This window comes from Adhaeretor mobilis (genome assembly GCF_007741515.1).
GTDB classification, from domain to species: domain Bacteria; phylum Planctomycetota; class Planctomycetia; order Pirellulales; family Lacipirellulaceae; genus Adhaeretor; species Adhaeretor mobilis.
Window position 1 is genome coordinate 4,389,011 of record NZ_CP036263.1, and the last position, 12,761, is coordinate 4,401,771.

At 55.1% G+C, this 12,761-nt stretch carries 9 protein-coding genes; 3 read left to right on the plus strand and 6 right to left on the minus strand.

Features of this window, described 5'->3' with window-relative positions:
- Positions 1-36: 36 nt before the first annotated feature.
- Positions 37-1,290 carry a tryptophan synthase subunit beta gene (gene trpB, locus HG15A2_RS17295; RefSeq protein ID WP_391483926.1) on the minus strand — a complete coding sequence of 418 codons (1,254 nt, stop codon included), beginning with the start codon at positions 1,288-1,290 and terminating at the stop codon, positions 37-39.
- 224 nt (positions 1,291-1,514) lie between these two features.
- Between trpB and mutM the strand changes: the two genes are divergently transcribed.
- On the plus strand, positions 1,515-2,372 hold the full coding sequence (mutM, locus tag HG15A2_RS17300) for a bifunctional DNA-formamidopyrimidine glycosylase/DNA-(apurinic or apyrimidinic site) lyase (protein ID WP_145061730.1): 858 nt from the start codon (positions 1,515-1,517) through the stop codon (positions 2,370-2,372).
- 92 nt (positions 2,373-2,464) lie between these two features.
- Here the strand turns inward: mutM and HG15A2_RS17305 are convergent, their stop codons facing one another.
- The 5 genes from HG15A2_RS17305 to HG15A2_RS17325 form a co-directional block, all read right to left on the minus strand.
- On the minus strand, positions 2,465-3,496 hold the full coding sequence (locus HG15A2_RS17305; protein WP_145061732.1) for a serine/threonine protein kinase: 1,032 nt from the start codon (positions 3,494-3,496) through the stop codon (positions 2,465-2,467).
- Positions 3,497-3,578: 82 nt separating this feature from the next.
- Complete coding sequence (glnD, locus tag HG15A2_RS17310) at positions 3,579-6,206, minus strand: [protein-PII] uridylyltransferase (protein WP_145061734.1); 2,628 nt, start codon at positions 6,204-6,206, stop codon at positions 3,579-3,581.
- 118 nt (positions 6,207-6,324) lie between these two features.
- Positions 6,325-6,663: a P-II family nitrogen regulator gene (locus HG15A2_RS17315; RefSeq protein WP_145061736.1), complete on the minus strand. Its 339-nt coding sequence runs from the start codon at positions 6,661-6,663 to the stop codon at positions 6,325-6,327.
- A gap of 108 nt (positions 6,664-6,771) precedes the next feature.
- Positions 6,772-8,256 carry an ammonium transporter gene (locus tag HG15A2_RS17320; RefSeq protein WP_145061738.1) on the minus strand — a complete coding sequence of 495 codons (1,485 nt, stop codon included), beginning with the start codon at positions 8,254-8,256 and terminating at the stop codon, positions 6,772-6,774.
- 246 nt (positions 8,257-8,502) lie between these two features.
- Positions 8,503-9,042: a cob(I)yrinic acid a,c-diamide adenosyltransferase gene (locus HG15A2_RS17325; RefSeq protein WP_145061740.1), complete on the minus strand. Its 540-nt coding sequence runs from the start codon at positions 9,040-9,042 to the stop codon at positions 8,503-8,505.
- Positions 9,043-9,588: 546 nt separating this feature from the next.
- Here HG15A2_RS17325 and HG15A2_RS17330 point away from each other — a divergent pair.
- Both HG15A2_RS17330 and HG15A2_RS17335 read left to right on the plus strand, forming a co-directional pair.
- Positions 9,589-11,271, plus strand: a complete 1,683-nt coding sequence (locus HG15A2_RS17330) for an HlyD family efflux transporter periplasmic adaptor subunit (protein ID WP_145061743.1) — start codon at positions 9,589-9,591, stop codon at positions 11,269-11,271.
- Between the two features lie 70 nt (positions 11,272-11,341).
- Positions 11,342-12,613, plus strand: a complete 1,272-nt coding sequence (locus HG15A2_RS17335) for a prenyltransferase/squalene oxidase repeat-containing protein (RefSeq protein WP_145061745.1) — start codon at positions 11,342-11,344, stop codon at positions 12,611-12,613.
- The last annotated feature ends 148 nt before the right edge of the window (positions 12,614-12,761 follow it).

Here is a 12,761-nt window from a genome sequence, read left to right on the forward strand (position 1 = left end):
GTTGTTCGTCTCTGTAGGGATCTCAATCCGCGAGTTCTAACCGAAGTCAACGCCTTTTAGTCGTGCGATTTCCATGGCGTCTTTATCGCCGCGACCGCTGAGGCACACCACGATAGTTTCGTCCTTGCTACGCTGCTTCGCTAAGTCCATCGCTGCAGCCACTGCGTGGGAGCTTTCCAGTGCGGGCATGATTCCTTCAACGGCGGCGCAGGCATCAAAGGCCTTCATCGCGGCCGCGTCATCGCAGCTGGTGTACTTTACACGGCCGGAGTCTTTCCAGTAACTGTGCTCCGGCCCCACGCCGGGATAGTCGAGTCCGGCGCTCATCGAATGCACATCGGAAGTTTGGCCGTCTTCATCCTGCATGACGTAGCTGAAACTGCCGTGCAGGACGCCCGGCTGGCCAAAAGTTAGCGGCGAGGCGTGATCGCCAGGCTGGTTGCTGCGCCCGCCTGCTTCGACGCCAAGCATCTCGACTTCTGCATGAGGTACGAACGGATAGAACATGCCGGCAGCGTTGCTACCACCGCCCACGCAGGCGACGACAACATCGGGCAGGCGGCCCAGACCGATTGAATCCTTGCGCGAGCGAGATTGCTCGATAGTTTCGCGCCCGATGACGGATTGAAAGTCGCGCACGATTTGCGGAAACGGGTGCGGACCGACGACGGAGCCGAGGATGTAGTGGGTGTCGTCGACCGAAGCCATCCAATCTCGCATCGCCTCGTTGATGGCATCGCGCAAGGTGCGCGAGCCACTGGAAACGGGACGCACCTCCGCACCGAGCAGCTTCATCGAGAACACGTTCGGTTTCTGGCGGCGAATGTCTTCCTCGCCCATGTAGACCACGCAAGGTAGACCGAAATGAGCACAGGCAGTCGCAGTAGCAACGCCATGCTGCCCGGCACCGGTTTCCGCAATGACACGGCTCTTGCCCATACGCATCGTCAGCAGGCACTGGCCGATGGTATTGTTGATCTTGTGGGCGCCAGTGTGATTCAGATCTTCGCGTTTGAAGTAGATCTGCGCTCCGCCGCATTGCTCGCTCAAACGCTTCGCATGATAAAGCGGCGAGGGGCGTCCCACGAAATCGCGCAGCAGTACGTCGAGCTCCGCCTGGAACGCGGTATCTTGCTTAGCTTTCTCGTACTCGACAGCCAGTTGGTCGAGCGCCTTGACGAGCGTTTCAGGCACGTAACGGCCACCAAAATCGCCGTAGCGACCTTGCTTGTCGGGAACGGAGGCGCTGGCAGCCGTTTTATCAGTTGTGGTAGGGGCAGAAGCGTCGATACTCAATGAATTCTCCTTGTGTATTCTATTGTCGGTCGCGGCAGGTGTTCGTTCAAGCGGGTATCCAATTCTGCCCTCTGTACTTTAAAAAGTAGGAATCTTACTCGTGCTGGTTCTCCGACTCGACCGGATGGGGAACAAATCTCAGCAGTCTATTCGTGGAATTTGTACAATTCGTGGGGTCAAGAGAACCTCGTTGATATTGTTGGGGATCAGTAGACATCATGCCAGAGCTTCCTGAAGTGGAAACCATGCGTCGGGGAATTGATAGCGTGGTGGGTTCTCGCATCGTGGCGGTCGAGCGACCACCATGCCCTCGCAAGCCGATTTCCTTAACTCCGGCCCTGCCAAGCTTGCGAAAGCGGTTAGTCAATCATAAGATCGATCGAACTGGGCGAGCCGGCAAACGAGTCGTGTTGTGGTTGACCTCCGGGGAGGCACTGATCTTCGAGCCTCGCATGACGGGGCTAGTCCTGCTGGTCGATCCGCCAACGACCGAACACCTGCGATTACGCCTTCGTCTCTCAGGCGGCCCCCAGACAGAACTCCTCTACTGGGACCGTCGCGGGCTGGGGAATGTTCACTGCTTATCAGCAAAGGCATTCGGGCAACGATATGGCCTCGCGAAGCTGGGCCCTGACGCTCTGGACATTACGGCAGAGCAGTTTGCCGAGCGACTGGGTAGCTCCGCTCGTATGATTAAAGTGGCACTGCTCGATCAACGAGCCGTCGCGGGGATCGGGAATCTGTACGCGGTTGAAATTTTGCACGTGGCGGGAATTCACCCAGAGCGGCAGTGCCGGCTGATGTCCGACGCGCAATGGGAGGCGCTCACTGCAGCAACGCATGCTGTTTTGTCTGAGGCAATTCGGTACGAGGGTTCAACTCTCAGCGATGGCACCTATCGCAACGCGCTCAACCAGGTGGGCGGTTATCAGAACGAGCATCGCGTATACAACAGAGCAGGGGAGCTGTGCCCTCGTTGCGGCGGGACCATCCAGCGCGTTGTGCATGCGCAACGATCAACGTTTTTCTGTGGGAAGTGCCAAACGAAGCGGGGCGCTAACACTGGTAGCATTTGAACCACAGAGGTCACTGTGATCGCACGAGCGACCTTGCCTTTGATTGATGCACGAACCAACTCGGTGAACCTGCGTATCCTCTGTGATTCGATTCAAACCCCAGTAAGCGTCTGCAGTGCGCGGCCGCGGAAGTCTCGCAGTGCCATAATGAGGTCGTCCATGTTTTGGTAGCGGTCATCGGGCTTCTTCTCTAACGCCTTCATGCAAATTGTCGCGAGCTGTGGTGGAATGAGTCGACCTGGAGCGCGCTCGCGCGGAGGCATCGGCTTCTCGTTGATGATCTTGTCAAATGTATCGCCAATCTTCTCTCCGCGTAGAGGTTCTTCGAGCGTGAGCGCTTCGTAGAGAACCACACCGATGCTGTAGATGTCGGTGCGCGCGTCGATGTCGCTACCCCCACCGCGAACCTGCTCTGGTGACATATAGAGCGGCGTGCCAGGGCGTTGATTCATGGTGGTCAAGATCTCATGTTCATGCTTGGCATGTTCGCGCTGAGCGTGCGACTGCTCGTCATTGTCTTCGGCCCATACTTTGGCAACACCCCAGTCGAGAAGAACCACTTCGCCAAAGGAACCGATGATGATGTTCTCTGGCTTCACGTCGCGATGCACGACACCCGTGGCATGGGCGGAGGAGAGTGCGTTACACACCTGAATGAACACACCGAGCAAGCGCTCGAGATCGTAGGTCTCTATGGCTTCGCTCTCACCGGCGATTTGGCGGTCAAACACTTCGCGCAGCGTGTCGCCGCGGACCCGTTTCATTGTAAAATAAAGCTGCCCATCGATGTCGCGGCCCAGGTCGTAAACCGGAACGGTTGCCGGGTGCTGGAGCTGCGCCGTAACTCTCGCCTCGCGCAGGAAGCGGGCGCGTTGGTCTTCGTTGTTGGCAAGATGCGTGTGGAGTGTCTTCATGACGACCGTGCGCCCCAAATTATTATCGCGACAAGTGCGCAGTACCGCGGAGCCGCCCTTGGAGAGCGGCTTGAAGTCGCTGTACCGACCGAAACCCGTAGACTGAAACTTCGGGAAGCGGGCGTCGGTATCCTTGACAGTTATGCTGGCCGGCTGCTTGTTAGGCTCGTCCGGAAGATTACTCGCTTGATTGGATTGGTCTTCACTCATAGTGGATCGGCTCAAAGGGAGTTGGGAACTCGGCTGGAATTACCTGCCGGAACTAAACTGGCTAGCACCGTCAGGTGATATTCTAGGCCTCGCCGCGTTCTACGAGCGAGAGCATTTCTTTTCGAATATTGGATAGCCGGGCATTGTCGTAGATTTTTTTTCCTTCCCGGTCGGTCACGTAGAACACATCGACCACCTGGTCGAGATAGGTCCCGATTTTTGCGTGGCGGATGGTGAGGCCCATTTCGTGGAGCTTGCGCGCTAGCTTGTAGAGCAGGCCCGTCCGGTCAAACGTGAAAACTTCAACAACCGTGCCCTTCTGGGAAGATTCGTTGTCGATTCGCACTTCGTCGGGAAGCGCCGACAACTGGATAGACGCCTCTGCCGCGGCTTGACCCCACACTTTGGGGAACGCCGGGGGCTCGTCTGAGCCGGCTGCGGTGATCATTGCTTGGCTCACCCGATCCAGTCGAGTAGGGTCTGCTAAATTGGGATCACTTGGGTCGGTAGCTACGAAACGTATCAGCAACATATCGTCTGCAAGTACTTCCACATCGGCCGCCAGGATCTTCAATCCGGCTGCACTCAGCGCCCCGGCAGTCTGCGAGAACACTCCCTGCCCAAGGCCTTCGCTTGCGCTCACGATGAATTCGAGCGTCTTCGTTTCCTGCAAGTGCTGGCCCCAAGCGGTAGTCTCCCCTTTTCTTAACTTTTTCAATCGTCGAAGCGCTACTGCAACCTCGCTGAGATCCCGACCCGCCAGATACGTGGCGGGGAACTGATCGAGCTGACGCTGAAACCAGGGGTCTTTTTGCTCGCTCGGCTTGAGTTGCTCGAAGACTTGCTTGCGATGCTCGGCGAGTTGCTGACCATCGTGTGTGCTATCATCGGACTCCATGAGCCGTAGTGTGCGGGCATAGACATCCGAGAGAACTTCGACCTTCCAATCATTGAGCACGTCGGGCCCCACTGCAGCCAAATCAGCGCAGGTGAGTACGAACAACATACGCAAGCGGCGTCGGCTACCTATCTCTTCAGAAAAGCGGAGCAGCACTTCAGGGTCGCTCGTGTCGCGACGAAAAGTTAGGTGCGACATGGTGAGATGCTTGTGTACCAATTGCGTGACCACGTCCGAATCGCGCTCGCCAATCATCAAACGCTCACAGGCTTCTTTGGCGATGCGACGGCCCACTTCGCTGTGGTCTTCTTCGAATCCCTTGCCCAAATCATGGATCAGCAAAGCGAGGTGTAGCAGTCGCTTCTCCTTGACATCACGATAGGCCTGTCCTAGCGGATCAGACCGCTTCTCGAATTCGGTCGCCATGCGTACCGAAAGCAAGCAGTGTTCATCGACTGTGAATTTGTGGTACTGATTGAATTGCAGCAAGCAGCGAGCGTGCTTCATTGCGGGAACAAGCTTCTCCAGGTAGCCCAGTTCGTTGAGTACCCGAACAGCGCCACTCGCGGTAAGCGGATTGTCGAGGAGTTGCAGAAACTTCTCAGCCACTACTGGCGTAATTTTGCTAGGACACTCAGGAGCAGCCAGCAACAGGGCCGACCAAGCTGCGTGATCGAGAGTTTTCTCTGCCTCCAGGGAGATTTTTACGACATCGAGTACTGCGAGAAGACCGTTTTGGATGCTTTGTTTGCCTATTGTTGTCAGCGATACGTTCTTCACACCAACGCGGCAGTCGCTGCTTACATTGCGTCCCACTACCGGGTCAAGCAGTCGTTGTACGCGCGTGGGCGTGGCAAGGGCAGCGACACGCCGGCGAATCATTTCCCACACATGCTTCGTGTGACGAAAATAGTCTCGCATGAAGTGCTCGACCGGCAAGAGGCCGGCTCGATTCGTGTGGCCGAACACTTCGGCAATACGAACTTGTTCCGCCCGGTTAAGCGTTTCACTTGCCCGGCCTGCGTGAAAGTGCATTTCGTTGCGTAGCCTCAACAAGTAACTCCGTGCATTGAGCACGCGACGATGCTCGAGCTTCCCCAAGACACCCAATAAGCGAAGGCGATCGAAATCGAAATCGCCATGCTCGACAAACCCAAGCCACTGCAGCAGATGCAAATCGCGAAGCCCTCCGGGGGAGCGTTTTACGTTGGGTTCTAACAAGTAGACCGTCTCGCCATACTGACTTCGCTCCGTGCGACGCGCATCCAGAATTGCCTCGCAGCTTACACTAGGACGTCGGCGCATCTGTTTTCCGAAGCCTGTGCGGAAATCTTCGTGCAAGCGTTGTGCTCCGGCTACTAGTCGAGCGCCAATCTGCGAGGTGGCAATTACCGCGTCGTCATGGGCAAGTGAAATCGCTTCATCAGCAGTCCGAACGCTGTAGCCTACGTCGAAACCCACGTCGTACAGAGACTGGCTGAAAGGTCGTATGAGCGAAGTAAGATGCTCGCCATCGAGGGTGTCGTGCAAGAGCACTACATCCACGTCCGAATAGGGAGCCATCTGACGCCGACCGTAGCTTCCCAGCCCAACAACTGCAACCTGACTGCGCAATTCCGCAGCTTGGCTGGCGGGAAGTGTCTCGCAGGAAGCGTCAAACAGTCGGATAACGATGCCATCGACCAGCGAGGTAAGGCTACTACAAATCCGCAAGCCTTCAACGCCACGATCGTGCATATCACGAATGCGACTGCGTCCCTCGACGAGCTCTGTTCGCGAAGCCTCGACAACGGTACGGAGCGAACTACTCATAGGATCAAAAAACAAAAGGAACACTAAGTTAGTGTTCCCAAGTGCCTAGCAAAGCACTCCTAGCTGTTGCTCTACCGCATTTGGCGGAATTGGATTATCAGTTAGCTCAGCCGAAATTCTAAAGCGCTTCGTTGCCGACTTCGCCAGTGCGGATGCGAATGGTTTCGCTGAGATCGGAGACGAAAATCTTCCCGTCTCCAATCTGCCCCGTTTGAGCCGCTTTGATGATGGTATCGATCACCAGTTGGGACCTCTCATGGTCCACGGCAACTTCGATCTTCACCTTAGGGACGAAGTCCACTGCGTATTCCGTGCCGCGATAGGTTTCCGTATGGCCTTTCTGGCGGCCGAAACCTCTGACCTCGGTGATGGTCATGCCAGCGATTCCCTGTTCGCTCAGCGCGTTCTTCACATCTTCTAGTTTGAAATGGCGAACAATAGCTTCAATTTTCTTCATCGTACTGGTCTCGCGTCTTTGAGTGATCGTAGCCTTAGGTGACTACGCGGTATTGTATCGCAAAAGGGAGAACCGTGCTATTGATGGCAGGTCGGTGAAACTGGGAGTCTAATGAATGATGTAACCTTCCTCGCTGTGATCGAAATCATCGAGGCCGCGGATTTCGCCTTCTTCGCTCACGCGAAGTCCGCCGGTCAGCGCGGCCACGACCTTCAGCAGGATGAACGTGGCCACGATACTGAAGACCCAGGTGACGGCTGTGGCAACAATCTGTCCGATGAGTACCTTAATTCCACCGCCGTCAATGACTCCAAGCTTCGAGCCGTCGGCGATGTCCCAACAGGCTCTGGTGGCAAACACACCAGTCAGGATTGCTCCGAGCGTTCCGCCCACGCCGTGCACGCCGAAGGCATCAAGCGAATCGTCGTAACCAAATTTTCGCTTGATCGTTCCACAGGCGAAAGCACACATGACCCCAGCTATGGCACCCATCGCGAGAGCGGGCATCGGTTGCACGAAACCGGCGGCAGGGGTGATACACACCAAGCCGGCTACGGCTCCTGAAGCAGCACCTAATACGCTCGGCTTGCCGCTGGTGAGCCACTCGTAAATGACCCACCCGAGAACCCCTGCGGCAGCAGAGAAGTGCGTGACGGCGAAAGCGCTGGAGGTAAGCTCGTCGGAAGCCAGTTCGCTGCCCGCGTTAAACCCAAACCAGCCGACCCATAGCATGCCGGCACCAATTACGGTGTAAGTGAGATTGTGCGGACGCATATCTTCGTGACCAAATCCGCGGCGACGCCCAATAACGATCGCGCAGACTAACGCCGAAATTCCAGAGCTAATATGCACGACTGTGCCACCGGCAAAGTCTAGTGCCCCACCGGCAATGCTATGGTCACCGCCGAAAGTAAGAATCCCACCATCCCAGACCCAGTGACACAATGGACAGTACACAAAGGTTCCCCACAGAATGCTAAACAATGCCATGGCGTTAAACTTCATGCGTTCCGCGAAGGCACCGCAAATCAAAGCTGGGGTGATAATGAAAAACATGCCTTGAAATAGCATGTGTGTGAGTGTGGGGATCTGTGCTGGATACTCGCCAAACAAAGGTGTGATCGCAGCTCCGGCGGCATCATCCCAAGTCCGTTGGACGTTCTGCATAAACAAATACTCACCATTGCCGAAATAGGGACCATCGCCCCCGAAAGCAAAGCTGTATCCGTAAAGGGCCCACAACACTGTCATCAGCCCCATCAGAAACACGCACTGCATGAGCACGCTCAGTACGTTCTTACTGCGAACCAATCCGCCGTAGAACATTGCCAAACCGGGAGCCGTCATGAATAGCACGAGCGCCGTACTTGTGAGCATCCACGCATTGTGACCGGCTAGAGCTGCACTTTCCGCTATTTGCCTATCTGAGAGTTCCTGGTCCGGTTCCTCAGCTAGCTCAGTGCCACTAACTTCTGCGGACTCGGTTTCGATTTTTTGCGGGGGAGCCTGTTGAGCAATTACCACAGTGGGGCAAACGACGCTGGCTGCAAAGAGCACAGCAAAACTGTAGCCACGTAATGAAAATTCTAACATGCGCAACCATCAAGCTGGGGGCAGAAGATCAGACTGATTGGACACGTCCGAGGGGAATCCCTGGACGCCCAGAAGGACGAGGAAGCCTCCATGCACCCTACCGCCATAGGGTAAACTGCTGGAAGACGTCGCTTGGCACTTAGAATAGTTAGCTAGCTTGCTGGCGTATAGTGCCCGCTTGAGCAGACTCAGTTCGTCCGCTTCGGGTCCCGCTCGTGCCAACCCGGCTGCTTGTCTCCGGCTGACCTATTTTTCCCAGGGCTGTTCCAGGCAGTCGTTGCTCGCATTGGTGGCTCTGGCGAGCACAAACAGCAGATCACTCAGGCGATTTACGTACTGCATCAGCGCCGCCCGTACGGGTGCCGTCTCGCCGAGTGTTACCAGTTGCCGTTCCGCCCGCCGGCAGACGCAACGAGCCACATGCAGCGTGGCTCCAGCTTGGCCGCCGCCGGGTAAAATAAAGTTTTTTAGTTCCGGGAGAGAAGTATCGAACCGGTCGATCTCCAGCTCGAGTCGTCCTACCTGATGATCGGTGAGAAAATCGGTGTGATGCGATTCGGGCTCCGGCGTGGCAAGTTCGGCCCCAACAGCAAAGAGCTCATGTTGTATGCGTGCCAGGCCAGCGTCGATTTCTGCAGAAACTTCCAAAGACCTAGCGAGCCCAATCAGCGAGTTGAGCTCGTCAATCGTGCCGTAGGCGGCAATTCGCTGGTCGTTCTTGGGCACCCGCGGCCCACCAAATAGGCCGGTCGTGCCATCGTCGCCGGTGCGTGTGTAGATCTTCATTTGATGCTTGAGTTCGGTCCAAGGAAGCGAAATTCATGCCATTGCCCTGCAGCATAGCGGCTCCCGTTGGCTCTGAGTAAGGTGAGCACTTGGGCTAGCGAACTAATGTAGGAACGAATCGTAACGGTTGTAGGGACGATCGCTGCTTCAGGCAAGGTATTTGAGCGATCGAATTTCCTGCGTCTGCAACTTGGAATCGCTCAGAAAGGGCTGCAATCGTCGCAAATCCACCTCAAAGCATGGCAAACCGGGGGGAATCCTAGGTTCCCTGCTGTTCACGCAAGAGAGAGAATGTAGGCTTAGGGGGAGGAAAATCCGGCTTGCGTAGATTTCGAATAGAAACTGTTTCAATCGAGTGAAATGCTCCGCCTGGAACAACTTTCTTGGAGAATGCGGCCTCGGAAGCTGCTGCCTATTCCATTTCCTTGATCAGAAGCCTAGCGCCTCGAGTGGCCCAATGCCAAGGTGCGGGACAGAAAATAACCCAGTACAAGCAATCCAGTACAACACACACCTCTTAAACAGAACATTTCCAGGAGTTTGACAATGGCCCGGTGGCTTACTTTTTTGCTTTGTTTCACGATTTCTAATGTCTTTCTCGCCAATAGTGCTTCTCTCTCGTTCGCCAAAGAAGAAGTGAGAGAATCTAAGGAGAAGACTGTAGAAGCGTCTGACGACAATTCGGATGCGAAAGCCGAGAAAGACTCGAAAAAGAAAACAGGCGACGGCTCCGAAGCCAAAGCAGAAGAATCTGACAAGGACTCCGCTGATAAGGCTGCCGACGACAGCAAGGAGGAAGACGAGGACGGCGAGACTGAAAAAGAAGAGGACGAAAAATCCAATAAGAAAGAACGCGAGACTCGCAAGGTTGAAACCAAAGACCTGAAAATTGAAATAACTCTCGATGGCATATTCGTTGCCGAAGAGATGGAAGAGGTTCCCCTGCGTCCAGAGACTTGGTCCAGCTTCAAGGTTGTGGAAGCTGTTGAACACGGTGCCCGCGTTCGCAAGGGCGATGTCTTAGTAGAGTTCGACGATACGAAGTTCGAACAAAAGCTGGCCGAAGCTGCGCTTTCGCAGCGTCTCGACGAACTAGCTATGATGGAAGCGGAAGAAGAGTTTCCGCGATTGGAAAAGTCCATGGAACTTAGCTTTGCTCAAGCCAAACGTAGCTACGAGCAACAAAAGTTTGAGTATGACCGGTTCAAAGAAACGATGCGACCGTTCACCGAACGTTCTGTCCGCAATAATCTCAAGAGTTCCCAGCAGTACCTCGATAATGCTCGCGAAGAGCTTGAGCAACTAGAGAAAATGTATGATGCGGACGAAATCACTGAGGAAACAGAAGAAATCGTGCTTCGACGTCAACGGCATCAGGTAGAAATGGCGGAGTTCTACATGGAGTATTCTAAGCTCAACCATGACTACACACTCGATGTCTCGATCCCGCGTCGGGAGGAAAGTCTAACTTCAGAACTCGAATTCGCTGATTTGGCCTTTGAGCAGGCGAAGATGCTCAAGTCGACCAGCTTGAGTAAGAAACGCTACGAGATGGAACAGAAACGCGAAGAGCGTGCTCGCAGCATCGAGGAACACGCCAAGCTCGTTTCCGACCGCTCGCTCTTGAAGCTCAAAGCACCTGCCGACGGCATCGTGTACTACGGCCCCTGTGTGAATGGTCGCTGGACTTCGGTGAATAGCATGAAGACGAAACTCGTGGAATTCGGCACCGTTTCGGCCAACAGCGTTGTCATGACCGTCGTCAAGCCGCGGCCGATGTATGTTCAGACCAGCATTGGAGAAAAGGACTTCCCAAAAATAGAAAAAGGCCTGAAAACAACGATCTCGCCGGTCGCGGATAGCGATCTCGAGTTCGAAGGCGAAATCGAAGAGATTGCCACTGCCCCGGCCGGGAGCAACAAGTTTGCTGTGGAGATGGAAGTCGATCTCGAAGACGCCCCCGAATGGCTCATGCCCGGCATGACTTGCAAGGCAAAGCTCACCACTTACGAGGCGAAAGATGCCGTTGTCATTCCACAAGACTACGTGAACACCGACGACGACAACTCTAAGCTTAAGTACGTACTGGTGTGTGAAGACGAGGACGAAGAACCCGTTCGCCGCAAGGTGATTCTTGGTAAGAAGAAGGACAAAGAGGTCGAGATACTCAAAGGCCTTGAAGAAGGAGACGAGATCGTCAAGAAAGCGGACGAGAAGAAGAACGATTAGCCCTCGCTTGACGGTCCCACAGTTTCACGGTTTACAGAATCGTCGCACACAACGGCATAAGGAAGTCGCCATGCGGTTCCAACCTCGCATTGTTCTCAATCATTCGCTGCTGTTTATTGCTGCGACATCAGCTGTTGCTGGTAGTCTTGCGATGGCTATAGAAGCGAAGCCAGAAGCTGAAGTATCAGTGGAAGAGAAGTCGGACCACCCTTACCCGCTTGCAGTGCAGGGCCCGAAACCCAAGCCAATTACCGCGCCTACCGAGGATGCGATTCTTGAGGGAATCACCCGCGGGGTGGATTATCTACTAGAGAATCAGCGTAAGAACGGCGCGTGGGGCGGTCCCCAGCGGACCAAATCCTTGAATATCTATGCTCCCGTGCCGGGTGCCCACCTAGCGTTCCGCATGGGTTCCACTTCTCTGGCTATCGGCGGACTTTGCGAAGCGCGTGAGCTCTATACGGGAGATCGCCGTAAGGAAATTGAAGCGTCGATCGATCGTGCCCAGGAGTGGCTCCTTAAGGATGGCGGCCAGCTGCGTCGTGCAGATGGCACGGCCCTCTACAACGTGTGGGGTCATGCCTTCGGCACCGCGGCGATTGTGAAGCTACACGAGCGGGCCGTTGGCGATAAGGAGTTACAGGCCAAACTCAAAGAGCTCGTGCAGTACCAAGTCGATCGCTTAGAGCGGTACACCTTCGTCAACGGTGGCTGGGGTTACTACGATTTCGACATTCACTCTCGCGTGCCTGCCGGCAGTCCCACGAGCTTCACCACAGCAACCTGCCTGATTGCCTTGAAGGATGCCGAGAAACTAGGCGTGAAGTATCCCGAAAGGTTAGCGAAGAAGGGTATCGACTCGATCCTCAGGCAGCGGCTCCCAGATTTTTCCTACGCGTACGGCGAGTACCTTAGAATGATGCCTCGCTTCGACATCAATCGGCCCGCGGGGAGTTTGGGTCGCTCGCAGGTGTGTAATCTCGCTTTGCGAATGTACGGCCGCGAAGAAGTGACCAATGAAGTTCTCAAGACCTGGCTCGATCGGCTTTACGCGCGTAACGGCTGGTTAAGTATCGGTCGCAAGTATCCCGTGCCCCACGAATCGCATTTCGGCGTGGCTGGCTACTTCTATTATTATGGCCATTACTACGCAGCGATGTGCATTGATGAGCTTCCCTTGGAAGAGCGTCCTCATTTTCAAGCGCATCTGGCAAACATCCTGCTTCCATTGCAGGAGAAAGATGGCAGCTGGTGGGACTACCCGCTGTACGACTATCACTACTCCGCAGACACGGGTATGGCGATTTCGTCGCTGCTGCGGTGCCAGAAATCGGCTGAGTAAGGCTAGACGAGTGGTGTCTCATTAGATTGCCCCGCATAGAGTTTGTCGAGATTCACTCCGTGAATCTGGCTCTGCTCAAGTCTTCTCATTCTGCTCGCTACTCAGGCGGGAATTCATGCCTGCTGACTCCTTTACAAGACTCGTGGAG